Annotated in this window: 25 protein-coding genes; 11 read left to right on the top strand and 14 right to left on the bottom strand. The window is 61.9% G+C overall.

Annotated elements, in window-relative coordinates:
• Positions 1–99: 99 nt before the first annotated feature.
• Positions 100–624, top strand: a complete 525-nt coding sequence (gene ruvX / locus CK226_RS21330; protein WP_095774313.1) for a Holliday junction resolvase RuvX — start codon at positions 100–102, stop codon at positions 622–624.
• On the opposite strand, the gene CK226_RS21325 is transcribed toward ruvX, so the two are convergent.
• The 3 genes from CK226_RS21325 to CK226_RS21315 form a co-directional block, all read right to left on the bottom strand.
• Positions 524–883, bottom strand: coding sequence for a DUF6105 family protein (locus CK226_RS21325; RefSeq protein WP_095774312.1), 360 nt, complete (start codon positions 881–883; stop codon positions 524–526). The two genes, ruvX and CK226_RS21325, sit on opposite strands and share 101 nt — an antisense overlap.
• On the bottom strand, positions 883–1,431 hold the full coding sequence (locus CK226_RS21320) for a hypothetical protein (protein ID WP_095774311.1): 549 nt from the start codon (positions 1,429–1,431) through the stop codon (positions 883–885). Before CK226_RS21320 ends, CK226_RS21325 begins: the two co-directional genes overlap by 1 nt.
• A 156-nt stretch (positions 1,432–1,587) precedes the next feature.
• A complete protein-coding gene (locus CK226_RS21315) occupies positions 1,588–3,216 on the bottom strand; it encodes a DNA alkylation response protein (RefSeq protein WP_095774310.1) in 1,629 nt (542 codons plus the stop codon).
• A 157-nt stretch (positions 3,217–3,373) separates the two neighbouring features.
• Here CK226_RS21315 and CK226_RS21310 point away from each other — a divergent pair, with 157 nt between their 5' ends.
• The 4 genes from CK226_RS21310 to dprA are packed head-to-tail and all read left to right on the top strand — an operon-like array spanning position 3,374 to position 7,412.
• Positions 3,374–4,354 (top strand): aspartate carbamoyltransferase catalytic subunit, encoded by a 981-nt coding sequence (locus CK226_RS21310; RefSeq protein ID WP_019858236.1) that lies wholly within the window; start codon positions 3,374–3,376, stop codon positions 4,352–4,354.
• On the top strand, positions 4,351–5,637 hold the full coding sequence (locus CK226_RS21305) for a dihydroorotase (RefSeq protein ID WP_095774309.1): 1,287 nt from the start codon (positions 4,351–4,353) through the stop codon (positions 5,635–5,637). The genes CK226_RS21310 and CK226_RS21305 overlap by 4 nt, the downstream gene beginning before the upstream one ends.
• Before the next feature lie 57 nt (positions 5,638–5,694).
• Positions 5,695–6,282 (top strand): glycerol-3-phosphate 1-O-acyltransferase PlsY, encoded by a 588-nt coding sequence (gene plsY / locus CK226_RS21300; protein WP_095774308.1) that lies wholly within the window; start codon positions 5,695–5,697, stop codon positions 6,280–6,282.
• Entirely contained in the window at positions 6,279–7,412 is a 1,134-nt protein-coding gene (gene dprA, locus CK226_RS21295) for a DNA-processing protein DprA (RefSeq protein ID WP_095793005.1), read from the top strand. Before plsY ends, dprA begins: the two co-directional genes overlap by 4 nt.
• 9 nt (positions 7,413–7,421) lie before the next feature.
• Here the strand turns inward: dprA and CK226_RS21290 are convergent, their stop codons facing one another.
• The 5 genes from CK226_RS21290 to CK226_RS21270 all read right to left on the bottom strand — a co-directional run bounded on the left by CK226_RS21290 (position 7,422) and on the right by CK226_RS21270 (position 13,618).
• The gene (locus CK226_RS21290) at positions 7,422–7,634 is read right to left on the bottom strand and encodes a hypothetical protein (protein WP_095788862.1); all 213 of its coding nucleotides are present in this window, start codon (positions 7,632–7,634) and stop codon (positions 7,422–7,424) included.
• A gap of 46 nt (positions 7,635–7,680) precedes the next feature.
• Positions 7,681–8,472, bottom strand: coding sequence for a trehalose-phosphatase (otsB, locus tag CK226_RS21285; RefSeq protein ID WP_095788833.1), 792 nt, complete (start codon positions 8,470–8,472; stop codon positions 7,681–7,683).
• Complete coding sequence (locus CK226_RS21280) at positions 8,469–10,238, bottom strand: trehalose-6-phosphate synthase (RefSeq protein WP_095793004.1); 1,770 nt, start codon at positions 10,236–10,238, stop codon at positions 8,469–8,471. The genes otsB and CK226_RS21280 overlap by 4 nt, the downstream gene beginning before the upstream one ends.
• A 109-nt stretch (positions 10,239–10,347) precedes the next feature.
• Positions 10,348–12,510 carry an amylo-alpha-1,6-glucosidase gene (locus CK226_RS21275; protein WP_095793116.1) on the bottom strand — a complete coding sequence of 721 codons (2,163 nt, stop codon included), beginning with the start codon at positions 12,508–12,510 and terminating at the stop codon, positions 10,348–10,350.
• Between the two features lie 46 nt (positions 12,511–12,556).
• Complete coding sequence (locus CK226_RS21270; RefSeq protein WP_095793003.1) at positions 12,557–13,618, bottom strand: glycosyltransferase family 4 protein; 1,062 nt, start codon at positions 13,616–13,618, stop codon at positions 12,557–12,559.
• A 174-nt stretch (positions 13,619–13,792) separates the two neighbouring features.
• Here CK226_RS21270 and CK226_RS21265 point away from each other — a divergent pair, with 174 nt between their 5' ends.
• The 4 genes from CK226_RS21265 (at position 13,793) to CK226_RS21250 (ending at position 17,704) form a co-directional block, all read left to right on the top strand.
• Positions 13,793–14,323 carry a hypothetical protein gene (locus tag CK226_RS21265; protein WP_245437806.1) on the top strand — a complete coding sequence of 177 codons (531 nt, stop codon included), beginning with the start codon at positions 13,793–13,795 and terminating at the stop codon, positions 14,321–14,323.
• Between the two features lie 262 nt (positions 14,324–14,585).
• Complete coding sequence (locus CK226_RS35605; protein WP_245437805.1) at positions 14,586–15,737, top strand: acyltransferase; 1,152 nt, start codon at positions 14,586–14,588, stop codon at positions 15,735–15,737.
• Between the two features lie 10 nt (positions 15,738–15,747).
• Positions 15,748–16,653, top strand: a complete 906-nt coding sequence (locus CK226_RS35600) for an SGNH hydrolase domain-containing protein (RefSeq protein ID WP_245437804.1) — start codon at positions 15,748–15,750, stop codon at positions 16,651–16,653.
• 352 nt (positions 16,654–17,005) lie between these two features.
• Positions 17,006–17,704 (top strand): CBS domain-containing protein, encoded by a 699-nt coding sequence (locus tag CK226_RS21250; protein WP_095793001.1) that lies wholly within the window; start codon positions 17,006–17,008, stop codon positions 17,702–17,704.
• Positions 17,705–18,005: 301 nt separating this feature from the next.
• Here the strand turns inward: CK226_RS21250 and CK226_RS21245 are convergent, their stop codons facing one another.
• The 3 genes from CK226_RS21245 to CK226_RS21235 all read right to left on the bottom strand — a co-directional run bounded on the left by CK226_RS21245 (position 18,006) and on the right by CK226_RS21235 (position 21,817).
• On the bottom strand, positions 18,006–18,275 hold the full coding sequence (locus CK226_RS21245; RefSeq protein WP_095774464.1) for a DUF6455 family protein: 270 nt from the start codon (positions 18,273–18,275) through the stop codon (positions 18,006–18,008).
• A 114-nt stretch (positions 18,276–18,389) separates the two neighbouring features.
• The gene (gene mgtA / locus CK226_RS21240; protein ID WP_245437818.1) at positions 18,390–21,008 is read right to left on the bottom strand and encodes a magnesium-translocating P-type ATPase; all 2,619 of its coding nucleotides are present in this window, start codon (positions 21,006–21,008) and stop codon (positions 18,390–18,392) included.
• The gene (locus CK226_RS21235) at positions 21,008–21,817 is read right to left on the bottom strand and encodes a universal stress protein (RefSeq protein WP_179301109.1); all 810 of its coding nucleotides are present in this window, start codon (positions 21,815–21,817) and stop codon (positions 21,008–21,010) included. Before CK226_RS21235 ends, mgtA begins: the two co-directional genes overlap by 1 nt.
• A gap of 186 nt (positions 21,818–22,003) precedes the next feature.
• Here CK226_RS21235 and CK226_RS21230 point away from each other — a divergent pair, with 186 nt between their 5' ends.
• On the top strand, positions 22,004–23,557 hold the full coding sequence (locus CK226_RS21230) for a PAS domain S-box protein (RefSeq protein WP_095792998.1): 1,554 nt from the start codon (positions 22,004–22,006) through the stop codon (positions 23,555–23,557).
• The gene (gene fixJ, locus CK226_RS21225; RefSeq protein ID WP_095774298.1) at positions 23,547–24,161 is read left to right on the top strand and encodes a response regulator FixJ; all 615 of its coding nucleotides are present in this window, start codon (positions 23,547–23,549) and stop codon (positions 24,159–24,161) included. Before CK226_RS21230 ends, fixJ begins: the two co-directional genes overlap by 11 nt.
• A 2-nt stretch (positions 24,162–24,163) precedes the next feature.
• Here fixJ and CK226_RS21220 read toward each other — a convergent pair whose 3' ends face one another.
• The 3 genes from CK226_RS21220 to CK226_RS21210 form a co-directional block, all read right to left on the bottom strand.
• Complete coding sequence (locus CK226_RS21220; RefSeq protein ID WP_245318204.1) at positions 24,164–24,433, bottom strand: hypothetical protein; 270 nt, start codon at positions 24,431–24,433, stop codon at positions 24,164–24,166.
• A 95-nt stretch (positions 24,434–24,528) separates the two neighbouring features.
• A complete protein-coding gene (locus CK226_RS21215; protein ID WP_095793114.1) occupies positions 24,529–24,882 on the bottom strand; it encodes a cytochrome c in 354 nt (117 codons plus the stop codon).
• 24 nt (positions 24,883–24,906) lie between these two features.
• Complete coding sequence (locus CK226_RS21210) at positions 24,907–25,290, bottom strand: phasin family protein (protein WP_245318203.1); 384 nt, start codon at positions 25,288–25,290, stop codon at positions 24,907–24,909.
• Between the last annotated feature and the right edge of the window lie 501 nt (positions 25,291–25,791).

Below are 25,791 nucleotides of genomic sequence, written 5' to 3'. Positions count from 1 at the left end.
GCCAGAGGTTAAAACGCCGATGACCCCGATATCAAAGGGTATAGTGTCCGCCGCGCATCCGGAAGGACGCATGCTGCTGAAAAAGACAAGGAAAAACCGTTGGCTATCATCACGATTGAGCAATTGCCGGCATGGCTCGCCGACGGCAGGACGCTGGCGGGGCTCGATCTCGGCGACAAGACGATCGGCGTCGCGGTTTCCGACCGGGGATTCGCCTTCGCTCACCCGCGCCCGGTCATCATGCGGAAGAAATTCTCGCTCGATGCCGCCGTGCTTCTGGCCTTGCTGAAGAAGGAGAATGTCGGCGCGGTGGCGATCGGACTGCCGATCAACATGGATGGGTCGGAAGGTCCGCGTGCGCAGAAATCGCGCGCCTTCGTGCGCAACATGGCGCAGCTGAGTGACCTGCCCTTCGTGTTCTGGGACGAACGGCTGTCGACTGTGGCGGCGGAGCGGACGCTGATCGAAATGGATTTCTCGCGCGCCAAACGTGCCGGCAAGATCGATTCGGCGGCCGCGGCCTTTATTCTGCAGGGAGTCTTGGACCGGCTTCAGTCGCTCGATTCAGGCGATCGAAGGGAATTGGGCGGTCAAGCGGGACCGGGCCCGACCGACGCCGCCTGACCCAGTCCAGAATTTCGCGGCGACGGCGAAAAGCCCATATCGCCATCAGCAAAAAACCGTCGAAGATGCAGGCCTTCGCCACCATCCCCGGGATGATTGCCGGATCGATGCCGAGCATCTGGCCATAGAGCTGGAATACGAAATCGTGCAGCTGCCGGGTCAGCATCACATAGCCGAAATTCATGTCGTTGAGCGACAGGTAGAACCAGCCCCAGAACAGCGCCATCGGGGCCGCCCACAATGCGAAGATATAGCGCATCAGCGGCCTCCCTTCCCGTTCGGCCCGGTCCGGCCCGATATAAGGGAAAGCAGCGAATTATGCGCCGCTGCCTTCGCCATGCCGTGCGCCGTGGCGCGAAAATCAGCGTCATCAGACGCGGCCGCGGAGCGCCGCTCGGCGAGCATCGCGACATAGGAGGCCAGAAGCGCCGCCAATTGCACCGCAACGACCATGAACAGCCCGTTGATGCCTTGCGCGGCGCCACCGATCAGGATCATCGACAGGACGCCGGACGCGGAAATGAAGGCGATGCGAACGACGCTGTCGGCGCCCGGGCTGGCCGGATCGTTGATCAACGTATCGACAAAGGCCCAGAAGAACAGCACCGCCACGACCAGCAAGGCGATCGCCAGCGGCGCGACCACGACGACGTTCTGCAGATCGACGAACCGGGCGCTCTCGACGGTCACTCCAAGCACGCCGAGGGCTGCCGTCACACCGCGGTCTCCATCGATGCAGATCAGCGCCAGCAGGGCGAAGACGATCGCCCAGTGCACAGACAGAAAGGAGGTCAGTACGTGTCGCATCGTGGTTCCTGCTTCGGCAGGAATGACAGTGGGCTTTGCCGCCCGCCGCCGCAATGGAAACCATTTGTTAAGGTTAACGGCGATCCACAGGACGCACCCCCTGTTCTCAGATGCGCTCAACTCATCGAAGAATCGGGCGATGCGGCCGCTCCCGGCTCAGGTCACCGGCGGATAGAGCGTGTCGATGATCATGCGCGCGTCATGGCGCGAATCGATCATGCCGTAGGTGTTACGCCACTGGCCGGCCAGGCGGGTCTCGACGAAGGCATCGGCAATCCGCCCTGCCCCCAGCCGGCGCAGCTCCGCAGCGGCGGCCGACAACGCCAGCTGTTCGGTCAGCAGCCGTGCCGAGCCCTCGTCGGTCGATGCCACCTGCATCGCCGCCTTCAACACGCCGATCGTGCCGCGCCCACCGGCCCCGAGGTCGCGGTCGATACCGGCCAGCACCTCTTCGAACAGGCCGGGCGCGCGCCCAAGCACGCGCAGCACGTCGAGCGCCATGACATTGCCCGACCCTTCCCAGATCGCGTTGACAGGCGCTTCGCGATAATAGCGGGCGAGCGGCGCCTCCTCGACATAGCCATTGCCGCCGAGACACTCCATCGCCTCATAGAGCAGCGGCGGCGCGATCTTGCACACCCAGTATTTGACGACCGGTGTCATGGCGCGGGCAAACGCCGCTTCGCCGCGATCGCTCGCCGCCTCGTCGAACGAGCGCGCCAGCCGGAACGACAGAGCGGTTGCGGCCGCAACATCCAGCGCCATGTCGGCCAGCACGCGCTGCATCAGCGGCTGTTCGATCAAGGTGGAGCCGAACACCTGGCGATGGCGGGCATGATGAACCGCTTCCGCCAGCCCTGCCCGCATGATCGCCGAGGACGCCACGGCGCAATCGAGCCGGGTCAAGGTCACCATGTCCATGATCGTCTTCACGCCGGCGCCGGGCTCGCCGACCATCTCGCCGATGGCGTTGACGAACTCGACCTCGGAAGAGGCGTTGGAGCGGTTGCCGAGCTTGTCCTTCAGCCGCTGGAAGCGGAAGCCGTTGCCCGACCCGTCGCCGAGAACGCGCGGCACGAGGAAGCACGACAATCCCTCCGGCGCCTGCGCCAGCACCAGGAAGGCGTCCGACATCGGTGCCGACATGAACCATTTGTGGCCGGTCAGGCGATAGAAGCCGCTGCCGGCGCGCTCGGCCCTCGTCACATTGGCGCGCACATCCGTGCCGCCCTGTTTTTCGGTCATGCCCATGCCGAGCGTCAGCCCGGTCTTCTCGACCGGCGGCTTCTGGCTCTGGTCGTATTTGCGCGTCGTCACGCGCGGCGCCCATTCGCGAAACAGCTTTGGGCTGGCCATCAACGCCGCCAGTGAGGCGCTGGTCATGGTGATGGGGCAGAGATGCCCGGTCTCGAGTTCGGCGGTCAGGTAGAAACGGGCGGCGCGCACCTGGTGGCGGCGGCCGATCTCCGCGTCGCCATTTTCCCAGACCGAGGAATGCAACCCGTTCGCCACCGAGCGGCGCATCAAGGCGTGGTAGGCGGGGTGGAACTCGACGAGGTCGATGCGCCGTCCCTGGCGGTCATGGGTCCTGAGCTTCGGCGTCTCGACATTGGCCAGGCGCGCCAGCTCCTGCGCCTCCTGCGTCAGGACGAAACGGCCGAGACCGTCGAGGTCCTTGCGCACCGGGTCGGAAAAGCGCTCGGCAAGCTGGATCAGCAACGGATCGCCTCGCCAGGCGTTGCCGCCCGTCAGCGGCGGCGGCTGGTTCGTCACGTCGTCGGTCACAATTCGTCCCTATCGTCGGAAAGCCTCGAATCCGGGGCCACCGGCTAGATATAGCCAAGCGTTGCCGCGTGCGCGACGAAAATACCGGGGAGAAAGGCGCCAATCCAAAGCTGGTGCTTGCGGGCGCAAAATCCGCACCCTATAGCAGCGCCTTGAGATGACCGACGCTTCGTCCCTGCCACTCTACCCTCACCGCCATCTTCTAGGCATCAGCGATCTTTCGCCCGCCGACATCGAGCTGTTGCTCGACCGGGCTGATCGGGCCGTCGCGATTTCGCGGCAGTCCGAGAAAAAGACCTCGACGCTGCGCGGCCGCACCCAGATCAATCTCTTCTACGAGGCCTCGACCCGCACGCAGTCCTCGTTCGAGCTGGCTGGAAAGCGGCTCGGCGCCGATGTCATGAACATGTCGGTGGCGAGTTCTTCGGTGAAGAAGGGCGAAACGCTCATCGACACGGCGATGACGCTGAACGCCATGCGGCCCGATATCTTGATCATCCGCCATCAGTCGGCGGGTGCCGCCGCCCTGCTGGCGCAGAAGGTCGGCTGTTCGGTGGTCAATGCCGGCGACGGCGCGCATGAACACCCGACCCAGGCGCTGCTCGATGCGCTGACCATCCGCCGCGCCAAGGGGCCGCTGTCGAAATTGATCGTGGCGATCTGCGGTGACATCCTGCATTCGCGCGTGGCGCGCTCCAACATCATGCTGCTCAACGCGCTTGGCGCGCAGGTGCGCGTGGTGGCGCCTTCGACGCTGCTGCCGTCCGGCATCGAGAAGATGGGCGTTATCGTCACGCGCTCGATGGCCGAAGGCCTCAAGGACGCCGACGTGGTGATGATGCTGCGCCTGCAGCGCGAGCGCATGGAAGGCGCCTTCGTGCCTTCGGTGCGCGAATATTTCCGCTATTTCGGCCTCGACGCCGAAAAGCTGAAGGCAGCCAAGGACGACGCGCTGGTGATGCATCCCGGCCCGATGAACCGCGGCGTCGAAATCGCCTCGGAAATAGCCGACGGCCCGCAAAGCGTGATCCAGGAGCAGGTGGAGATGGGCGTCGCCGTGCGCATGGCGGTGATGGAAGCACTGCTCGACCCCCGTCGCAACCAAGAGGGCCGCAATCAAGAGGGTCGCGGCGCATGAGCACGACAGTCTTTGAACGCGCCCGCATCGTCGACCCCTCGCGCGGCCTCGACGAAGTCGGCTCCGTCATCGTCGAGGGCCGCAAGATCGTTGCCGCCGGCAAAGCGGCGTTGAACCAGGGCGCGCCCGATGGCGCCACGACAATCGATTGCGCCGGCAAGGCGATCATTCCCGGACTGATCGATGGCCGCGTCTTTATCGGCGAGCCGGGCGGCGAACATCGCGAAACCATCGCCTCGGCAAGCGTCGCCGCAGCCGCCGGCGGCGTGACTTCCGTCGTCATGATGCCTGACACCGATCCGGTGATCGACAATGTCGCGCTGGTCGAGTTCGTGCTGCGCACCGCCAAGGACACGGCGATCGTCAACATCTTCCCGGCGGCGGCGATCACCAAGGGGCTCGACGGCCGCGAGATGACCGAGTTCGGCCTGCTGCGCGAGGCCGGCGCCGTCGCCTTCACCGATGGCCGCCACACCATCGCCAGTTCGCTGGTGATGCGCCGGGCGCTCACCTATGCCCGCGATTTCGGCGCCACCATCGTGCACGAGACGCAGGATGCAGATCTCGGTTCGTCCGGCGTGATGAATGAAGGTCTCTACGCCAGTTGGCTCGGCCTTTCCGGCATTCCGCGTGAAGCCGAGTCGATCCCGCTCGAGCGCGATCTGGCTTTGGCGCGACTGACGCGCGGCTCCTATCACGCGGCCAAGATTTCGACGGCGATGGCCGCAAACGCCGTGACGCGCGCCAAAGCCGATGGCGCTGATGTGACATCGGGCGTGTCGATCCACAATCTGTCGCTCAATGAAAACGATGTCGGTGAGTACCGCACCTTCTTCCGCCTGACGCCGCCATTGCGCGCCGAGGAAGACCGGCTGGCGATGATCGAGGCGGTCAGGGACGGCACGGTCGACATCATCGTCTCCTCGCACGATCCGCAGGATGTCGACACCAAGCGCCTGCCCTTCGCCGATGCCGCGGCCGGCGCGATCGGGCTGGAGACGCTGCTGGGTGCCGCCTTGCGGCTCTACCACAATGGCGACGTGCCCTTGCTGCGGCTGGTCGAAGCGCTGTCCACCGCGCCGGCAAGGCTGTTCGGACTGCCCGGCGGCGCGCTGAAGCCGGGCTCAGTCGCCGACCTCGCGCTCGTCGATCTCGACGAACCCTGGATCGTCAGTGAAGGCGGCATCCGCTCGCGCTCGAAGAACACCTGCTTCGAAGGCGCGCGCCTGCAAGGCAAGGTCTTGCAAACGCTGGTGGCGGGCCGCACAGTGTTCTCGGCATAGACCGGCAACGGGCGTCGCGCCCGATCGGGTTTAGTTGGGGGAAATGCGGGGGAAACAATGACTTACGGCCTGATCCTGGCGCTGGTATTCGGCTACCTCTTAGGCTCGATTCCCTTCGGGCTGCTGCTGACCCGCGCCGCCGGCCTTGGTGATGTGCGCAAGATCGGCTCCGGCAATATCGGCGCCACCAACGTGCTGCGCACCGGCAACAAGGGCCTGGCCGCCGCGACCTTGCTGCTCGATGCGCTGAAGGGCACCGCCGCCGTGGTGATATCAGGCCATTTCGCGCCGGAAACGGCGGTCTGGGCCGGCCTCGGCGCCTTTCTCGGGCATCTCTTCCCGGTCTGGCTTGGCTTCAAGGGCGGCAAGGGCGTCGCGACCTATCTCGGGGTGCTGATCGGCCTTGCCTGGCAGGTGGCGCTGATCTTCGCCGTCATCTGGCTGGCGATGGCATTCCTGTTCCGTTACTCGTCGCTTGCGGCACTTGCAGCGGCCGTCGTCGTGCCGATAGCCCTCTACTTTATGAGCGCACCGCAGATTGCCGTTCTGTTCGTGGTGATGAGCATCATCGTCTTTATCAAGCACAGGGCGAACATTTCGCGGCTGCTTGCCGGCACAGAGGGCAAGATCGGAGCCAAGGGATGAGCGAGCCGGCCGCCGGGCCGCGCCTCAGCGACCGGCAGCGGCTGAGCTGGCTGCGGCTGATCCGCACCCAGAATGTCGGCCCCGCCTCCTTTCGCGACCTGATCAACCGCTTCGGTTCGGCCGAAGTGGCGCTGGAAATCCTGCCGGAACTGATGATTTCGGGCGGCGCCAGCCGGATCGCCCGCATTCCGTCAATCGCCGAGGCCGAGTCCGAACTCGAGGCGGCCCGCCGGGTAGGCGCGCGTTTTGTCGGCATCGGCGAGCCCGACTATCCCCCGCTGCTGAGAAGCATGGACAATCCTCCGCCCCTTCTGGCGGTCAAGGGCAATGCCGCTGTGTTCCGGCTACCTGGGGTCGCCATCGTCGGCGCCCGCAACGCATCGCTTGCCGGCATCAAGATGGCGCGCATGTTGGCGGCCGAGCTTGGCGGCGACGGCTATGGCATTATCTCGGGGTTGGCGCGCGGCATCGACACGGCGGCGCATCAGGGCAGCCTGCAAACCGGCACAGTCGGTGTGCTGGCCGGAGGCCTCGACCTTCCCTACCCGCCCGAAAATGCCGGCCTGTGCGCGGAAATCGCCGAGCGTGGCGCCATCATCTCCGAAATGCCATTCGGCTGGCAGCCGCGCGCCCAGGATTTTCCACGCCGCAACCGTCTTGTCGCTGGCGCGGCCCTCGGGCTGGTGGTGGTCGAGGCCGCCCAGCGTTCGGGCTCGCTGATCAGCGCCAGGCTTGCCGGCGAAATGGGCCGGCTGGTTTTTGCCGTGCCCGGCTCCCCGCTCGATCCGCGCGCCGCAGGCACCAACGGCCTGCTCAAGGACGGCGCCACGCTGGTCACCGAGGCATCGGACATTTCCAGGGCGATCGCGCCGCTGACCGGCATGCGGGCGCCTGCCGTGCCACCATTCGAGGACCCGCCCGACTTTTCGGCCACACCGCCACCCGGCGAGAGCGACCGCGCCAAGGTCATCGAAGCGCTAGGCCCGACACCGGTGCCAGTCGACGACATCATCCGCCACACCGGCCTTCACCCGGCCCAGGTCTTCATGGTTCTGCTGGAACTCGACCTCGCTGGCCGGCTCGAACGCCATGCCGGCGGTAATGTTTCGCTGATTTTCGGGGAAGGCTGAGCACGGCCGTCAATGACGGTTAGGCTTCTTCTCCCCGGTGTCGGCATAATCCGGCGTGTTGGCTCCAAACAGATCGTTTTCTACGGCCTTGCGCCAGACTGCGTCCGCATCTTCGGGACGCAGCGGCTCAGCTGTCGCCTGGCGATCTCGGCTGTTCGTCTTGGATTGCCGCCGGAGCCAGACGGGCATGATTTCCTCGATGAGGCTGGTCAGTTGGGTCATTGCAACTTCTTCCATGCGCGTGAACCGGCAATTAGGGCAGTCCGGTTCATTTGGACGTTGCGGCAAGCGTCGCCGCTTTCGCGGTCTCGCGTCTGCTCATCTCGTTCAGCCAGGCCAGGGCCGCATCCACGCCAGCCAGCGAAAAAGGCGCCGCTGTCGATCCCTGCGGCTTTATGCGAACCGAAATGCCGTCCAATTCGTTGACGGTCTCGAACCCGTTCTCGTCGGATGTATCGTCCCCAAGGAACACCGGGCGCCGTCCCCTGAAGGCCGGAACTTGCAGGAAGCGCCGGATGGCCGCTCCCTTCGCCGCCTCCAGCGGCATCAGTTCCACACCGGCATTTCCGGCCAGGATCCGATATCCCGCAGGCAATCTGTCCAGTGCCTGTTCGACCAACTCGGTCGCTCGCTGCAGCAGATGCGGTGCCGCGCGCGTATGAATGGCCAGGATTGGTCCCTTGCGCTCGATATAGACATCCGCATTGTCCAGTTCCGTAGCGATTTCGTTGGCGAGCGCGGCAATATCAGCCGGTTCGTCGGCCGCCTCGACCGGACCATCGCGCGCCAGCCTGTGCTCGAGGCCATAAAGCCCCGCGGCGCGCAATCTGAGAGGCTGGAAGAGATGGTCGACGGCAGCGATCGACCGTCCCGTGATGAACGCCAGCGCTCCATCCAATTGCGCTTCGAGCCGCACCAGCAGCGTGCGCAATTCGTCACCGACGACCACCGCATCGGGATGCGCGGCATGTTCGAGAAGCGTGCCATCGATATCGAGGAACAGGCTCCATGGCCCTTGCGGAACGACAGGCACGGCGAGATTCGGCGAGATCGACATCATAGCGCCGCCACGCGTCTGCGATCGAGCAGCGATATCACATTGCCTGGGGCCGTTGGAGCGGTGGCAACGGCGCGATCGACGGCGTCGCGCTTGCGCAAGCGCGCCGCATCGAGAAGCATGCTGCCCGCCCACCGATAGACATTGTTGTCGCGCACGATTTCGCGCATGCGTCGCATGCGCTGGCTTTGCTCTTCCGGCGACATGGTCAAGGCCTGCAGCAAGGCATCGCCCATCATCGCCGCGTCATAGGGATTGACGATCAGTGCGTCCAAAAGCTCCTTGGAGGCGCCGGCGAACATGCTGAGCAGCAGCACGCCCTGTTCGTCCTCGCGCGCCGCGACAAACTCCTTGGCGACCAGGTTCATGCCGTCATGCAGGCTGGTGACCATGCAAACGTCGGCGGCACGGTAGATTTCGTAGACCTGCTGCTGCGAGTGATGTTCCGTTATCATCAGGATGGGTGTGTAGCCGTCGCGACCATAGCGCCGGTTGAGATCCTCGGCATGGCGCAGGCACTCCTCGTAGAGTTGCTGATAGGCTGGCAAGGTGCCCCGGCTGGGCGCAGCGATCTGCAGGAACGCCACCTTGCCGATCCATTCGGGATGAAGCGTCAGCAGTTCATCAAGTGCATTGAAGCGATCGAGGATGCCTTTGGTGTAGTCGAGACGTTCAACGCCCACGCACAGTTTGACATCTTCGGCCAGGCCGAATTTCTCCTGAACCTGCCGGCGGCACTGCGCCACGTCAGGCAGTTTGCCCAGTTGCGCCGGCGGCCATTCGATTGAGATAGGATAGGCATGGACCAGGCTGATCTGGCCACCATAGGAAATGGCCGAATCCTCGCGCTCGATCCGGCTTTCCAGGAAACGGTCGACGCTGTCGATGAAGTTGTTGCAATGGAACTGGGTGTGGAAACCGACGATCGAACTGCCGAGCAGGCCCTCGAGAATCCTCTCGCGCCATGGGCAGATGCTGAACACTTCGGAATTCGGCCACGGGATATGCCAGAAGGTGATGATGATCGCCTCCGGCAGACACTCACGGATCATTCGCGGCAGCAGCGCGAAATGATAATCCTGGACCAGCACGATCGGCCGCTCGTTGCGGGCTTCCGCGATGACGGTGTCGGCGAATTTGCGGTTGACCGCCTCGTAGGCCTCCCAATCCGAGGCGCGGAATATCGGCCGGGTGAAGGCGATATGGCACAGCGGCCAGAGTCCTTCATTGGCAAAGCCGAGATAATAGCCTTGCTGTTCTTCCTCGCTCAGCCAGACACGGCGCAGCGTGTAGGAAGGATTGTCCGGCGGCACCTCGATCCGATCGTTCTTGTCGACCACCAGCTTGTCGGCCGAACCGCCGCCATAGGCGATCCACGTGCCCGCACAGGCGCGCGTGATCGGCTCCAGGGCCGAGACGAGCCCGCTCGCGGGTACGACCAGTTGGATGTCGTCGCCCTCGCGGTTGTGGATATACGGCTCACGGTTTGAGACGACGATCACCTGGGCATCGGGAAGTTCGGTCGCCAGGATGTGACGCAGCGTTTCGGGCGACCACTGTACCAGTGCCGCGGCCGCCGACTGCCCGTTCTTCGCGAATTCCGGCAATGGGCCGCGAGCAGGGTCAACCTCCGCAGCGGCCAACCTGCCGCCCTTGCGCGCCCGCAACACCATCGTCACCAGCACAATAACCAGGACGCCGAGGGCTGCAACAACAAAGAGCCACAATGCGAATACGGGAACGACTAGATACGAACTGTTGTCGGGCATTGAAATCGATTACCTTTCAATGGGATACTGCTGCGGCTTTATGGACTGGAGTTTCGGCATCCCATGGCGTGGTGGTCCAACGCTCACGGTGCAGGATGGTTCCGATTTTTCAGCTCCTGACCACGAGTGGCACCAGCCCCTCATGCGGTTCGGCAAGGAAGGCGCCGACGCGATCTCCCACGCGCTGGAACGTCAGATCCACTGCCGCCTGCCCCACCGAAAGATGGCGGATGACGAGGTTGTCGATGCCGATCGGCAGGCGCGGCCGGGTCACATGGATCTCGCCTGTCCAGCCGTCGATCTGCAGGCCGAGGCACGATTGCATGAGCATGAAGGCCGAGCCGGCGGACCAGGCTTGCGGCAGGCAAGCCACCGGATAGGCGATCGGCGCTTCGCCGGCCGCGCGCGTGAAACCGCAAAACAGTTCCGGTAACCGCATGTTGAAATGGACGGCGGATTCGAAGGTGCCGCTCATCAGCCGCACGACGCTGTCGCGGCTGCCGTACCGCGCCAGTCCGGCAGCGCAGATCGCTGTATCGTGCGGCCAGATGGAGCCGTTGTGATAGGACATCGGATTGAAGAAGATCGCATCGTCCGCCAGCGTCCGCAGCCCCCAGCCGGAATGAAACGAGGCCGACAGCAGCTGGTCGGCGACCATGCGCGCGCGATTCGGGTCGGGAAGGCCGACATAGAGCAGGTGACCGGCATTGGACGTGCGCACCTTGCAAGGTTGACCATCGCCGTCCAGCGCGAGCGCATAGTAGCCGAGGTCTTCCATCCAGAAATGGCGCTCGACTGCTTGGCGAATGGCGTCGGCGCGTATTTCCCAGCTCTCGGCGCGTTCCGCCTCGCCACGCAGCCGTGCCAGCTTCGCCAACCCCTGGAACGCTGCGAAGACGTAGCCCTGCACCTCGACCAGCGCGATCGGCCCCTTCGGGATGCGGCCATCGGCGTGGAAGACGGAATCGAAACTGTCCTTCCATCCCTGGTTGGCAAGGCCGGATTCCGCGGCGCGCTGGTAGGTGAGGAATCCAGTCGAACGGCTCGCCGTTTCGATCCATTCGGCCGCGGCGCACAGTGAGGGCCACAGCGTATCAAGGAAGGCCGTGTCGCCCGTGCGGTCAGCATAGGCGCAGGCAAGATGGATATAGAGCGGCGTCGTGTCGACGCCGCCATAATAGCGGCCGAACGGCAACTCGCTCAGCGCCACCATCTCGCCCTTGCGGGTCTCGTGCATGATCTTGCCAGGTTCGGAATCGCTGAACGGAGAGGTTTCGGTCGCCTGGTGCTGAGCGAGAAACGCCAGGACGCCGCGCGCCAGGCCGGGATTGAGCCAAAGCATCTGCAAGGCGGAGATCACACCATCCCGGCCGAAGGCTGTGGAGAACCAGGGAATGCCGGCATAGGGATAGGGCCCGGTCGCCAGTTCCGTGGTGAGCAGCGCGACATCGGCGCGCGCCCGCTCCATCCAGTCGTTGAAGACGCGGCCGGAACTGTGCAGCGTCGCGCCATGCCGGCGCTTGGCGCGCATGCCGAAGCGAGCGCGGGCGGCAGCCGCGCGAAACCGGCGGCTTTCGGGGCGATCGTCCGTCGCGTTGCCCACTTCCACATAAAGCGTCTGGCTGCTGCGCTTGGTGACGGCGATGACGAAATCGGCGCGCTCGGAAGTCAGTTGATCGGGCGTCTGTGAGAAGGAAATCGCCGATGTCCGCACGACCTTGTCCAGGCCTTCGTAGCGAAGCACGACCGCATTCCCTGTGATCTCGGCCGTATGGGCGGTTCCACGCTTCGAGCGGGTCGAACCGCGGACCTCGAACATGTCGCGGAAATCGGCGGCAAAACGCAGCGATAGCAGGATCGTCGAATGCTCGCGGCTGTAGTTGGACAGTGTTATGCGCTCATACAGCCTTTCCTCCCACAACAGCCGCACGCGCTCGATATGCATAGCGCCTTGCGGAATCTGGCGGCCAGCGGCGCTCTCGATCGGCAGATTGGTGAGGTTGGTGGTGAAGAGCACGTTGTCCTGGCTGAGCGACGCGCCCAGCAACGACGTCGACCGCCCGCCGACGGTGAGGCGAAATTCGGAGAGCACGCGCGTGTCGTCGCGGAAGAACCCATCGCCGACACCGCGTATGTCGCCATAGGCATCGGCTACGGCAAAGCAATCGCCATGCTTGAGGGCGAACAGCCGATGCGGCTCCCTCGGCGCGGTTTCGTCCAGGGAAGCCAGAGCTATGGCAGGATCAAGCTTGCGCTCGTCGAGTTGGGTGATGGTCAACAGGATTGTCCCGTGCTGGGTTTTTCGGACGGGTGAAGGCCTACGAAGCTCTGCTTTGCTCATGGCCGTTGCGCAGCCGGGAATAAGCCTCGACGTAGTCCCTGGCCATTCTGTCGGCTGAAAACCGCCTTTCGAACACCGCCCTTATGCGCCGCCTGTCGAGCTGCAGGAGAGCCGGCATCGTGGCGACCGCATCCTCGATGGTCTCGACGACGAAGCCGGTAACCCCATAGTCGACGATTTCGGGCATGGCGCCGCAACTCCAGGCCATGACCGGAGTTCCACAGGCCATGGCTTCGATCACGGCAAGACCGAAGGGTTCGGGCCAATCGATCGGAAACAGCAGGGCGGCAGCATTGCCAAGAAACCTGCTCTTCTGGTCCTCGCCGATTTCGCCGACATATTCGACCCGGTCGCCATCGATCATCGGTTGCACGACTTCCTCGAAATAGGCGCGGTCGCCATCGCCGATCTTGGCCGCTAGCTTGAGTTTCAGCCCGGTGCGGCGGGCGATGTCGATCGCCCGGTCCGGCCGCTTGTCGCGCGACATCCTGCCGAGAAAGGCAAGATAGCCGCCATCCGAACCTGCCTCGAAATCGGGTTCGTAGAGATCGACGGGCAGGCCGTGATGGATCGTGGCAAGCCAGTTGGCGGACGCAAACCGCGCCCGCTGGCTGCGCGATATGGAAACCATCGGGAAGCGTGGGAACCGGTCATAGGCCTGCGCGAGATCCGCGTAATCCAGCCTGCCATGCGGCGTCGTCACCGTGCGCTGCGGCATGTCGCGGAAAAACGGGAAATGCAGAAAATGGCTGAGGTGGAAATGAATTACGTCAAAATCGTCGGCGCGTTTCCTCACCTCGTCGAGCATCGACAGATGCGCCGCGATCTCGGACTTCAGCGGGCGCGGATCGAGACGAAGCGCCCGCTCGCGGCATGGCACGAGTTTGGCGGAGGTCTTCGTGTCGCCGCTGGCGAACAGCGTCACGTCGTGGCCGAGGTCGACGAGGGCTTCGGTCAGGTAGGAGATGATGCGCTCGGTGCCGCCATAGAGCCTTGGCGGAACGGATTCGTACAGCGGCGCGACATGAGCGACCTTCATGGCCCGGCCTTCCCTCAATGCACTGGTCATGGAACGAAATGCTTCAGCCGCAGGATCGTTCCGGCCCATTGGCGGGTGCGACGAAATGATCGAAGGACGTTTGATGTCCGATCAAGCCGCCCTATTTCCTTTTGGCCGCCGAATTTGCGCGCACGGCAGGCCAGGGAGGCTCCGGTGGAACCCAAGGATGTGCAGGAACCCAGGGACATTGCAGCCCGCCGCCTGAGGATGATCATCGAACAATATGTCGAGGCCAGAAAACGGAGTTATGACTTCGTGTCGACGGATCTGGCCGCCAGGGTGATCCGCAAGATCCTGAAACCCGCGGACCCAGCCCTCTCCGACCGTAAGCTCGACGATATGGTCGCCGCCGTCGCCGTCAAGAACGGCCTTGCGGTCGTCTTCGATCGTGGCGTCAGAGCACCGACCGATGGCACCGTGGCCGACCTGAGCAGAAAGGAACCGACCATGCGAGCACCAAGGGAGACTCCCGATGTTGCCGGCGCGGTGGATGCCATTCTGGCCACCCAGACCGCCCCGATTTCCCAAAACACCCCGCTTTCCCAAATTACTCCGCTTTCAATGAGCGCAGTGATCTCGTTGCTGCGCGAACGAACCGGCACCAAGCGATCGGACGCGGATCTGGAAGGCCTGATCGCCAAGAAGGCTGCCGTCCTGGACGTGCATTTGTCGCGGAACGGCTGAACGGTCGGTCGCAACGCGCTGCGGAGGCCTGCGAGCGAGGCGAATGTCCTCCCTCGCGACATTCGGTTGCAGCCGAAAGCCACGGACCGGCCCCACAACGCCCTCGAACGAAACAAATCCTGTGTCCGGCCTTTCCCATGATCGGCACATCCTGTAATTGCCCGCAGGTTCAGGCTGCCGCGCTTCAACTGGCGTCTGGCTGGCCTTAACCGGAACGTTATCCGATCGGATTTCTTACCTACAAGAACGTGTGTTTCGTCCAATGGCCGATAATTTTGGTTCGACGTCGGAACGCTCGTCGAAGGACTATCTGGCTTTCCTTGACGGGCTCCGGGCCATCGCGATCCTGTCAGTAGTGTTCTACCATCTGTATGGCGACCGCTTCCCCAATGGTTTTTTAGGGGTTGATGTTTTCTTCGTAATTTCTGGTTTCGTCGTCAGCTATACCGTGTCGAGGCGCTACCGCGGCCAGTCCGCTTTTCATTTTGTCTTGGAATTCTATGCGCGCCGATTCACAAGAATCATGCCGGCCCTGTTGCTGTGCTTATTGGTCAGTGCACTCGCCACCTTTCTGTTTGTTCCGGACGCATGGCTGAGCACATCAATCAGCAAAACCGCTTCTTCGGCCTTCGTCGGCCTGAGCAACATCTTCCTGGCCAAGGGAACCGACTATTTTTCACCCGTGACCGAGTTTAACCCATTCACCCACACGTGGTCTCTTGGGGTTGAGGAACAATTCTACGTCGTCTTCCCGCTGCTGTTCTTTCCTTGGGTCATGGGACCGCGCGGGAAGAGATTCTCGGCGCTTGTATACGGTGCGCTCGCCGTCGCGTCGGTGGCGATATGGCTTCATCTACTGGATGCGAATCCGCTTCAGGCCTTCTATATGCCCCATGCTCGCTTTTGGCAGTTGGCATGCGGCATATTGTGCTTTCAGCTTGTCAGCCGGATAGGGGAACGGACGGGCTTCGAAAGGCATTGCAATCTTGCAGCCACGACCGCGCTGATAGGACTCGTGGCAACGTTCGCGCTCGACTTTGGCCAGGGCTCCGAAGGGCTTGAGAACATCGCTGCGGTTGCCTGCACAACAGTCTTGATCGGATGCCTCTACTACCTGGGAAGCGACCGTGCGCCACACTTTGCGGTGTTGGAAATAAAGCCCGTCAGGTTCGTCGGATGGATCTCTTATTCTCTCTACCTGTGGCATTGGCCAGTCTTCGTGATCGCAAGATGGACGATGGGCACCGAAACCACCGCCACAAAATTGGCGGCGTTGCTGGTCGCCGTGGCGTTCAGCCTCGGCTCGTATTTCTGGATCGAAACACCCACGCGTCGAATGCGGCTTCTGAGAACCGCCCCCCGACATAGCCGTTGTCGCCCTCTTTCTGGCTGTCATCGTTGCTGCATTTTTTAGCTTCAAACTGATGCGCGACAATCGATATGAAATCGCCTTGAGCACGGTCATGAGGAATCGAGGCGAATGGTATGCGACCTCACCAGACACCTCTCCCCAGTCTCCTGGTTGCGCCGTCGTCACGGAAACTGTGGAAGAAGCACTGTTCTTCACCAAAGGTGGGTGCCCGGCCGAAGGGCGTAGCGAGACCATGTTCGTGCTGGGCGACTCTCACGCGGGAGCCTACATTCCTCTCCTGAAGCGCTTCACGCTCGAAACCGGTATCCGAACAGTGGTGGTGTCGACCGCCGGTTGCCCGTTTGTCAGCTTGGATCTTCGCCACGACACTGAGCCGACGTGCGCTCATGCCACGGCTGCCGGTGCAGCCTACATAGCCAAGCTTGCCAAGCCTCGCGACCTGCTGTTCCTGCCCTCGCTCCGGCTGACTCGACTTAGCCTTCAATGGGCTTCTGGCCCCGACAGCAGCCCGCAGAGCAGCGAGCAGCAGAGGAAACAAGCCGTCAAAAACGCTATCGATCAACTTACCCCCCTCACCAAGGCGGGACTGTCGATTGTTTTCGAAGGCCCAAAGCCAATCTTCAGGGCCCCGGCCTTTCGATGCAGTGATTGGTTCAATTCAATGAACCCGTCCTGTACCAACGGATTCGACATCGATCGAAAGCTGATAGAAAATCTTCGATCACCAATTTTGAAGGGCTACGCTGAGATATCAGCGGCTGTGCCGAATGTTCACGTCTGGGACCCTTTGCCTACGCTGTGCCCACAAGTTACATGTTCGGCATTCAGGAACGGACACCCGTTGTTCTTCGACGGCGATCATGTCACGGCCTATGCCAATTCGCTTCTGGTGGAGGACTTCGTGTCGAAGATCGAGTCCACAATCTCCAAAGACCAAGCAGCACGCTTTGGGATGTGAACCACGTGCCGGCCGGCTTTGATCGCAGCAATGCCACAAGGGCGGCCTGGTTGTGCGCCTTGGCTTTGGACGCGGAACCGTGACACGCGGGTTGTAACGATCGCCATTCCTCTGATCGAAATTTGCGGTGCATTTCTGGTCACTGCGACGGCCTACCACGGTGGACTGCTTGTCTACGAACTTGGCGTGAACGTCGCCAAGACCGCGATAGCTGGTCTACCGGTTCGCGCCCTGTCATTCACGGCTCCAGCCTTGGACCATTTGCCTCCACCGACAAATGATTCAGATCAAGGCGCTTCGTGCATATGAAAGCTAAAGAAGCCGGACGTTGGAGAAACTCCGGAGAGCGAACATGCAAGCCGAAGCCATAATGAGCAAGCCAGTCGTCGGCATAGACCCGTCAGCATCGATCGCCGAGGCCGCCGGGTTGATGCTCTCCAAAAAGCTCAGCGGCCTCCCCGTCATTCGCAACGACGGCAGGCTGGTGGGGATCGTCAGCGAGGGCGATTTCCTGCGACGCGGGGAACTGGGTACGGAGCGCAAGCGCTCGCGCTGGCTGGAATTTCTCGTCAGCCCAGGAAAGGCCGCCGACGAATATGTCCGCGCCAATGGTCGACGGGTTGAAGAGGTGATGTCGCAGGATGTCGTGACGGCATCCCCTGCGGCATCACTCGCGAAAGTCGTCGAGCTCATGACGCGTCACCATGTCAAACGCATTCCCGTCGTAGAAGCTGGGAAAGTCGTTGGCATCATCACCCGCTCTGATCTTCTGCGGGCATTGCTCGGCGTCCTTCCGGATGGAGGCGCTACGGTCATCGATGACGAACAGATTCGGCAGAACATCGCTACCGAGCTTGCGAGGCAGAAATGGGCTGGCAACGATTTGATCAACGTGATGGTGGACAAGGGCGTGGTGACATTGAGCGGCGCCATCTTCGATGAACGCGAGCGCCAGGCAGCAATAGTCGCCGCCGAAAACGTCGCCGGCGTCAATGCAGTCAAGGACAATCTCTTCTGCGCCGATCCCGTGTCGGTCGTCCTTGTTTCGTAGCGGAGCTGACATTGATCCGCAGCAAGGCACCATTGCCCTCTGTGTTGCCAGTCCTCGCCCAAGGCTTCGCCGCGCCTAGGGCGCGACCATGGGTATCAATGGTCGAAGGAGCAACAGGGCAAAGGCAATAAGCGCCGTGCCCGCAACTTTTTCTGCCAGTGTTTTGCCTCCGCAGAAGCGCCGCCCCAGCAAAAGCCACACCCGGTGGAACGTAAACCTATCAACTGCAACACGTGGCTCGCGTTGACTCTCGTCAAAAACACGGACAGCACGACATCGTCCAGGCTGAGTATTCGAATGATTACCGTTGACCGGCCGCATGCCGCAACCGAGCGATCAGGTCGCTGTTGCGGCAATAGTCTGGCGGGTTATCGGCTTGCTGATGTTCGTCGAGCCAAACCGAGCATTCGTCCTGGTGCCCGCAGGATTGGCAGCGGTCCACCGCCCGGTTGGTGACGGCGGTATGGTCTGCCACGACCTTCAATTGTCTGTCGACGCCCAGCTTCCGCATCATGCGGTCCATCAAGGTGGTTCTGGCATCAATTGAAATCAGGTAATCGAGAAAGGTCATGGTGATCACTCCTGCCTACTGGCCATCATTGGCATGTTGGCGGCAGGCGGCGTTGATCTCGATCAACAGGCGGCATCGTTGCCGATCCCTGAGCCCCCAACAGGGAGCATGGCGCTAAACCTTGGCCACAAGGCGATCGAGAAAGGACCGCTGACGGGCAAGCAACTTCTTGCGGGCCCGACTCTCTTGTCCGAAAAACCAGCGCTTGGTCGCCTCCGAGGCGAGTAGATAGAGCGCGGTAATTGCGACAAGTCCGGCAAGTACGGGCAGAGGCAAGGGCACGAAGCCGAACCAGGCCGCAAACGGCAGATAGGGGATCATGATCGCGATAATCCCGACAGCCAATGTAAGCCAGGCAAGCAACGGGCTTGGACGGCTCGCCCAGAAAGCCCTGTGCGTGCGCACAATGAGCACGATGGCAAGCTCCGTCAGCAACGACTCGACAAACCAGGCGGTCTGGAATGCGGCCTCCGTGGCATGCGCGAAGAACAGAAGGAATGCGAAGGTCGCGAAGTCGAACAGCGAACTGACCAAGCCAAAGCTAATCATGAACCGCCGCACAAAACGGATATCCCAGTGGCGAGGTCTGTGCAGTTGGTCGGGATCGACGTTGTCACTTGCAATGGCGAGTGAAGGAACGTCGGAAAGGAAATTGTTGAGCAGGATCTGCTTGGCCAGAAGCGGCAGGAAAGGCAGGAACAGTGAGGCGACAGCCATGCTGATCATGTTGCCGAAATTGGCGCTGGTGGTGATGGAAATGTACTTCATCGTGTTCGCGAAGGTCTTGCGGCCATCGTCGACGCCGCGCACCAGCACGCCGAGATCCTGCTTGAGAAGGATGATATCGGCCGCCTCGCGCGCGACATCGACGGCGCTGTCGACCGAGATGCCTATGTCTGCCTCATGAAGGGCGGGCGCATCATTGATGCCGTCGCCCAGGTAACCAACGACACGGCCCCTGCTCCGCAACGCCTGAACGATGCGCTCCTTCTGGTTGGGGTCGATCTCGACGAAGAGGTCGGTGTGCTGCACGCCTGCGAAGAGCGCGCTCTTCGTCAATTTCGAAAGCTCCTCGCCGGTCATGATCCTGTCGGCCCGCAAGCCGATCGCCTGGGCGAGATGCGCGGCAACGTAACGGTTGTCGCCAGAAATGACCTTTACCGCGATGCCGCGCTGGGCGAGTTCGGCAAGCGTCTCCTTGACGCCTCTCTTTGGCGGGTCGAGGAAAAGCAGGAAGCCCGCGAAGGCGAGATCGATCTCGTTTTTCCTGCTGAACGTTTTCTGGCGCTCAAACCGACGGATTGCCAAGCCCAGAACGCGGTAGCCGTCCGCGCTCCAGCGTCGGAATTTTTCCTCGATTGCCGCCCGGTCCATTTCATTGAGAGGTTCCAGCCCCTTGGCTGTTCGGACGAAGCTGCAGGTTTCGAGGACATTTTGTACGGCACCTTTGGTAATCAGAAGATCCTGGGCGTCCTTGTTCCGCACCACGACCGATAGTCGCTTGCGAATGAAATCGTAGGGGATTTCGTCGACTTTCGTGAAGGCCGCCAATGATGCGCCCTCGCCTGGCGCACCGGCGATTGCTTCGTCCAGTGGATTCTTCAGTCCGGTCTGCAGGGTCGCGTTGAGACGTCCCCAGAGCAGGATATCGGTTGATGGATTGCCGTCGACATCGAGCCATCCATCCAGGTGGATAACGCCTTCAGTCAGCGTCCCCGTTTTGTCGGTGCACAACAAATCCATGCTGCCCAGGTTCTCGATGGCATCGAGACGGCGCACGATGACGCCATTGACTGCCATCGCGCGAGCCCCTCGAGCCAGCGTCACGCTGATGATGGCCGGGAGAAGTTCGGGCGTAAGACCAACCGCCAGTGCCAGCGAAAACAGCAGCGATTCAATGAGCGGCCGATGCAGCATCAGGTTCGCGAAGAACACCAGGATGACAATCGCCAGCATGATCTCAGTCATCAGATAGCCGAACAGCCTGATGCCCCGGGCAAACCCTGTTTCGGGGATTTGTCGCTCCAGGGCCGCGGCGATCGACGCAAATTCCGTGCGGGGGCCCGTTGCTGCTGCAAGCACGGTTGCGGTGCCGCTACGGACGGATGTTCCCGTAAAGACCGCGTTGGTGCGCAGCGTGAGCGCGGCATCCGGCGCCGAGCGTCCCGGTGTCTTCACGGCGGGAAAGGTCTCGCCGGTCAGCACGGCCTCGCTGACATTGAAATCGCGCGCTTCCAGAATGATACCGTCGACTGGGATGAGGTTTCCGGCCGAAAGCCGGATCACGTCGCCCGGCACGATGTCGTCGGCGGCGACCGAGCACTCGGCGCCGTCGCGCAACACAATAGCCTTGCGCGAAATACGCTGTTTCAGTGCTTCGGTCGCCCGCGACGCACCGTACTCTTGGGTGAAGCTCAGGACGCAGCTTGCCAGCACGATCGCGCCGATGATCGCAGCCTCCTGGCCATCCCCGACGAAGGCCGATACGCAGGCCGCGAAAATGAGGATTAGGACCAGCGGGCTGCGGAACTGGCGGGCAAACACTGCCATGGCCGACGCGCTTGACGTCGACGCGGGTGTGTTTCGGCCGAATTTTGCGAGCCTCGATGCCGCCTCGGACGAAGCAAGCCCCGAGACTGAGGTCTCAAGGCGTAGCAGGAGGTCATTGGTCTCGATCGACCAATAGGCACCGTCCTCTGGTGAGACGGATCGCTGGTCAGCCTCGCCTATCATCAATACGACATGAAGCGGTTGATGCCGCTCTCTTCGATCAGCGTGCGGGTAACGCCGCCGAACGCCCATTCCCGCAAGCGACTATGGCCATAGGCGCCCGAGACGATGAGGTCCGTTTGGATCGAGCGTGCGAATGTCAGCAACCGGTCGCCATCAGCCTCACCGGCGATCAGCTCGGTTCGCGCCTTGATGCCATGGTGCTCGAGAAAGACCGCGACATCGGCGAGGCTGTCGCGAATGCTTTCGTCGCGGTCGGTGTCAATCGTGGCAATCACGACTTCGCTGGCTTTGGCCAGGAAAGGCAACGCATCAGCCATCGCCCGCCGCGCCTCCCTGGTGTCCTTCCACGCGACAAGAACGGTTTTTGCAAGGACGTGCTCGACGTTGGTTGCGGCGACCAGGACCGGACGCCCGGTGCCCAGTGTCAGGCTGCCGACATCCACGGCGCGAAACACATTGTCTCCTGCCTGGCCGGTAACGACGAGGTCGGCCGCTCTGGCGGAAACACAGAGGAACCGGGTCGGGCTGCAAACAGCTTGCCCCCATTCGCTGAAGATCGAAGCCGGAACCAGCCTTTCGAACTCGGCTCGCAGTTCTGCAAGCCGCTTTTCGATTTCCGTCCGTTGGATCTGCATGATCTCGCCTTCGTAGACCATGCCCTGGCCAGTCGCGACCAGGGGCGGAACATCCGCTGCCGCCAGACCGATGAGACGGGCTCCAAACCGTTCCGCCAGTTCGACCCCAACGTTTACGATCGGTGCGGGAGGTGCATCCACCGCAAGGTTTACGATGATCGACTTGTAGCACATTGCCGGCCTCTTTTCTGAAACGCAGGAATGCGCGATGAATTGCATTCGCGGGCGCCCGGCACCTTGATGCGCATCAAATGACCCGACGCTGGCATTCCACGCGGAAGCCCCGATCCGTTTTGCGTGTGTGGCGAGAAGTGATAACTACGCCTTCGGCAAGTCTTTCGAATCCAGGGGCGTCAGCAGGTGAGCCAAGACGAAGCGCTTATTTTGTCGGCCGACGGGACGATGCTGAAATCCGTCTTGTCGCAGATGTTCGAGCAGGCCCCGGGCTTCATGGCGCTGCTGCAAGGACCAGACCATGTCTTCGAACTGACCAATGCGGCCTACCAAAGGCTCATCGGAGACCGGCAAGTCGTTGGAAAGTCCATCCGCGATGCCTTTCCGGAACTCGAGGGACACGAATTTTTCGAACATCTGGATCAGGTGCACAAGACCGGCGTGCCCTACAGGGGACAAGGTGTGAAGGTCGGCCTCCGCAACCATGAAGACGGGCCGATCGAAGAGCGCATCCTTGATTTCGTCTATCAGCCGATCAAGGGCGATGACGGGCGGATCACCGCGATCTTCATTGAAGGCACGGATGTCAGCGAACTCTCCTTTGCCAACGCCGCCCTTCGGTTGCGTGAGGATCATTTGCGTTCGATCCTGGCCACGGTGCCCGACGCCATGGTCGTCATCGACGAACAGGGGCGGATCCAGTCCTTCAGCACCGCTGCCGAATCGCTGTTCGGCTACCAGTCAAGCGAGGTCATCGGGCAAAACGTCAATCTGCTGATGCCCTCGCCCTATCGCGACGAGCATGATGCCTATCTGCTTCGCTATTTGACGACAGGAGAGCGTCGGATCATCGGGCTCGGCCGCACCGTTACCGGGGCACGCAAGGACGGCACGACTTTCCCGATGGAGCTTTCCGTCGGCGAGATGCACCCGGGAACCGGACGCTTCTTCACGGGCTTCTGCCGCGACCTGACCGAACGCCACCGGGCGGAAGCGAGAATCCAGGAGCAGCAGCAGGAGCTTCTCCATATGGCGCGGTTTACCGCTCTCGGCGAAATGGCTTCCACCTTGGCCCATGAGATCAACCAGCCGCTTACGGCGATCACGAACTATTTGAAAGGCAGCCGGCGACTTCTCGAAAACAGCAAGGAAGAAAATGCGCCAATGCTGCGGGATGCCGTGGATAAAGCCGCCGAGCAGGCCCTGAGGGCGGGAAACGTCATCAGGCATCTGAGGGATTTCGTTGCAAGAGGCGAAAGCGAGCGCCAGGTCGAACGACTGCCGACGCTGATCGAGGAAGCTTCGTCCCTGGCACTGGTCGGAGCACGGGAGATAAACGTCCTCGTCAGCTACAAGCTCGACCGTGCCGCCGAACTGGTGTTGACCGATCGCATCCAGATCCAGCAGGTTCTGCTCAACCTGATGCGCAATGCCGTAGAGGCAATGCAAGGCTCGCCGCGCCGCGAATTGAAGGTCACAACTGTCGCCCGCGATGATGGAATGGCCGAAGTGAGCGTGATCGATACTGGCCCAGGCCTTGCCCCGGAGGTCTCGGCGCAACTCTTCCAGCCCTTTGTGACCACCAAGAAGCACGGCATGGGCGTCGGGCTTTCGATTTGCCGCACCATCGTTGAATCGCATGGCGGTCACATATGGGCCGAGGCAATGCCGACCGGCGGGACGGCTTTCCGGTTCACCTTGCGTATCGTGGAGAAGGAAGAGGTCTCAAATGGCCGATAGTGATCTGGTGCATGTGGTCGACGACGATGTGGACGTTCGCAAGTCGCTCGGTTTTCTTCTGGCGACAGCGGATTTTGCGGTGCGCCTGTACGAATCGGCCACCGCTTTTCTGTCAACGGCAACGGGCAGGCTCGAGGGCTGCATCGTCACCGACGTACGCATGCCGGGTATAGACGGTATCGAGTTCCTGCGGCAGCTCAGAGCCGGCGGCCATACGATTCCGGTTATTGTCATGACAGGCCATGCCGATGTGGCGCTCGCCGTCCAGGCGATGAAGGAGGGAGCCGCCGACTTCATCGAGAAGCCGTTCGATGACGAGATGCTGATCGAATCGATCCGTTCCGCATTGGCCAACCGCAACCAGGCGCATGCGGCGCATCCCAGGTCGGCGGATATCCGCGATCGCCTGTCCACCTTGTCGGAGCGCGAGCGCCAGGTGCTGGATGGGCTGGTGTCCGGCCTGCCGAACAAGACGATCGCATATGATCTGGGCATCAGCCCGCGCACCGTCGAAATCCACCGGGCCAATGTCATGAGCAAGATGGCGGCAGGCAGCCTGTCACACCTCGTGCGCATGGCACTTATCGTGGAGACCAAATCCTAGACTTATCGGCCAGGCTGAAGTCCGTCTTCCTCGTTGAGCGTTTTCTCCATCGCCCAGTCGCGCCAATGGGTCGGTCGGATATCGACACGCGCGCCGGTGGTCACGTTCTTCCAACCCTCCCCCACCCTTTGGCAGGGAAATACAAGCGCGTGCGCGCCGTCCTCGTCAAGGACGGCAAGTTCGAGATCGCGACCAAACGGAGCGTTTAGGATTGGCTTCCACATCGTATCAAGATGTCCGTAAACGATGGGCCGCGCTTTGATCTGCATCATTTTCTGGAATCGCCCCGATTGCCGTCGGAATGAGGTCGTTCTTGCCGCTCCTGATCGGATCCACCCCAGCTCTGCCTACTCTGCTGGTGTCTCGATCACGGTTGCTGCAGGCTGCTGATATAGGCGATGATCGCCTCGATCTGGTCAGGGCTCGCAACCCACTCGGGCATGTCCGGATGTCCCGTCGAGATGCCTTCCGCGAGAGCTTCCTCGAGATCCGCGATAGGATAGCGCTTCGACAAGGTGCGAAAGGCGGGCGCATCCGGATGGCTGCTCTTGTCGGTTCTGCCAACCGCGTGGCATCCGGCGCAATTGAACTCAACCAATACCTTGCCGCGTTCGACCGAGCTATTTGCCAAGGCTGGCGGTGCGCAGCCAAGCCAAACCGCCACCAACACGGAAATCGCCGCGCAATATCTGCGGCTGCTATTGTCCATACGGGTGTTCATGGCTGCCAGCCTCCGCATTTCCGCTCAAGCGACTGTCCTCGCCGCTATGTCTTCAATCGCGGTTCTGGCTTCCTTGCGCACCAGCCCGGCCGATTCCGATGCAAGCTTGGACGTCAGTGTCGCAACCTTGCCGGCTTCGGTGACATAGTCCGAGGCTGCATTCTGCAGGAAGGTGGAGACGACCTCGAAGGCATCATTGAATTCAGGACCACCGATGAGATCGTCCGCCAGCTTGATATCCTGCTCGCAACGATGCCTCAGAAAGGCAAGCGTTTCGATCTGATAGCGCATCATCGCCTTGAAGGCGTGCGCCTGGAGTGACACGGCGGCAAGAACCGCCTTCTGGCCATTTTCCGCCATTGGCAGCAGCTGCGTGCCGGATCGCGGCGGTCCTGGATAGCTGTGCATGATCGGCTGCTCCGTTGCGAGATGCCGCAACGCTAATGCCATTCGCCTCGGGGTCGTTGATCAGGATCAAGCCCTTTGACCTTTGCCGGGTGGGCAGCCCTTCAGATTGGTCGACAGATTTACGGCTGATCTGATCATTGCGGGCGGTTACGGCCACAGCCGTGTCCGTGAAATGGCCTTTGGCGGCGTGACGCATTCTGTGCTGCGCAGCGGATCGCTGCATCGACTCATATCGAACTGAGCAAAAACACCTTCGCCCCTGAAGTTGACCTGAATCAAGGTCGCCCCTTCCCGCAAGGGGTTACGTCTAGCCCCGCCAAATGAGCGAGGAACCGGTGCGGCGACACCTGCGATCGTTCCACAGAAAAGGAGTTCGGACATGAACTACCAGCGGTTCTTCGAAGAAGCGATCGACCAGCTCCACGCGGAGCGGCGCTATCGTGTCTTCGCCGACCTCGAGCGCATCGCGGGCAAGTTTCCGCGTGCCATCTGGCGCTCCAA

The organism is Mesorhizobium sp. WSM4311 (genome assembly GCF_002295115.1).
Classification (GTDB): Bacteria; Pseudomonadota; Alphaproteobacteria; order Rhizobiales; family Rhizobiaceae; genus Mesorhizobium.
This window is presented reverse-complemented; position numbering and strand designations above follow the sequence as displayed.

Coding starts and splice junctions, on each gene's coding strand:
- CK226_RS21325 (WP_095774312.1), bottom strand. CDS start 883: ATGCGCTATATCTTCGCATTGTGGGCGGCCCCGATGGCGCTGTTCTGG.
- CK226_RS21320 (WP_095774311.1), bottom strand. CDS start 1,431: ATGCGACACGTACTGACCTCCTTTCTGTCTGTGCACTGGGCGATCGTC.
- CK226_RS21310 (WP_019858236.1), top strand. CDS start 3,374: ATGACCGACGCTTCGTCCCTGCCACTCTACCCTCACCGCCATCTTCTA.
- CK226_RS21305 (WP_095774309.1), top strand. CDS start 4,351: ATGAGCACGACAGTCTTTGAACGCGCCCGCATCGTCGACCCCTCGCGC.
- plsY (WP_095774308.1), top strand. CDS start 5,695: ATGACTTACGGCCTGATCCTGGCGCTGGTATTCGGCTACCTCTTAGGC.
- dprA (WP_095793005.1), top strand. CDS start 6,279: ATGAGCGAGCCGGCCGCCGGGCCGCGCCTCAGCGACCGGCAGCGGCTG.
- CK226_RS21290 (WP_095788862.1), bottom strand. CDS start 7,634: ATGACCCAACTGACCAGCCTCATCGAGGAAATCATGCCCGTCTGGCTC.
- otsB (WP_095788833.1), bottom strand. CDS start 8,472: ATGATGTCGATCTCGCCGAATCTCGCCGTGCCTGTCGTTCCGCAAGGG.
- CK226_RS21280 (WP_095793004.1), bottom strand. CDS start 10,238: ATGCCCGACAACAGTTCGTATCTAGTCGTTCCCGTATTCGCATTGTGG.
- CK226_RS21270 (WP_095793003.1), bottom strand. CDS start 13,618: ATGAAGGTCGCTCATGTCGCGCCGCTGTACGAATCCGTTCCGCCAAGG.
- CK226_RS35605 (WP_245437805.1), top strand. CDS start 14,586: ATGGCCGATAATTTTGGTTCGACGTCGGAACGCTCGTCGAAGGACTAT.
- CK226_RS35600 (WP_245437804.1), top strand. CDS start 15,748: ATGCGCGACAATCGATATGAAATCGCCTTGAGCACGGTCATGAGGAAT.
- CK226_RS21250 (WP_095793001.1), top strand. CDS start 17,006: ATGCAAGCCGAAGCCATAATGAGCAAGCCAGTCGTCGGCATAGACCCG.
- CK226_RS21245 (WP_095774464.1), bottom strand. CDS start 18,275: ATGACCTTTCTCGATTACCTGATTTCAATTGATGCCAGAACCACCTTG.
- mgtA (WP_245437818.1), bottom strand. CDS start 21,008: ATGATAGGCGAGGCTGACCAGCGATCCGTCTCACCAGAGGACGGTGCC.
- CK226_RS21235 (WP_179301109.1), bottom strand. CDS start 21,817: ATGTGCTACAAGTCGATCATCGTAAACCTTGCGGTGGATGCACCTCCC.
- fixJ (WP_095774298.1), top strand. CDS start 23,547: ATGGCCGATAGTGATCTGGTGCATGTGGTCGACGACGATGTGGACGTT.
- CK226_RS21220 (WP_245318204.1), bottom strand. CDS start 24,433: ATGATGCAGATCAAAGCGCGGCCCATCGTTTACGGACATCTTGATACG.
- CK226_RS21215 (WP_095793114.1), bottom strand. CDS start 24,882: ATGAACACCCGTATGGACAATAGCAGCCGCAGATATTGCGCGGCGATT.
- CK226_RS21210 (WP_245318203.1), bottom strand. CDS start 25,290: ATGCACAGCTATCCAGGACCGCCGCGATCCGGCACGCAGCTGCTGCCA.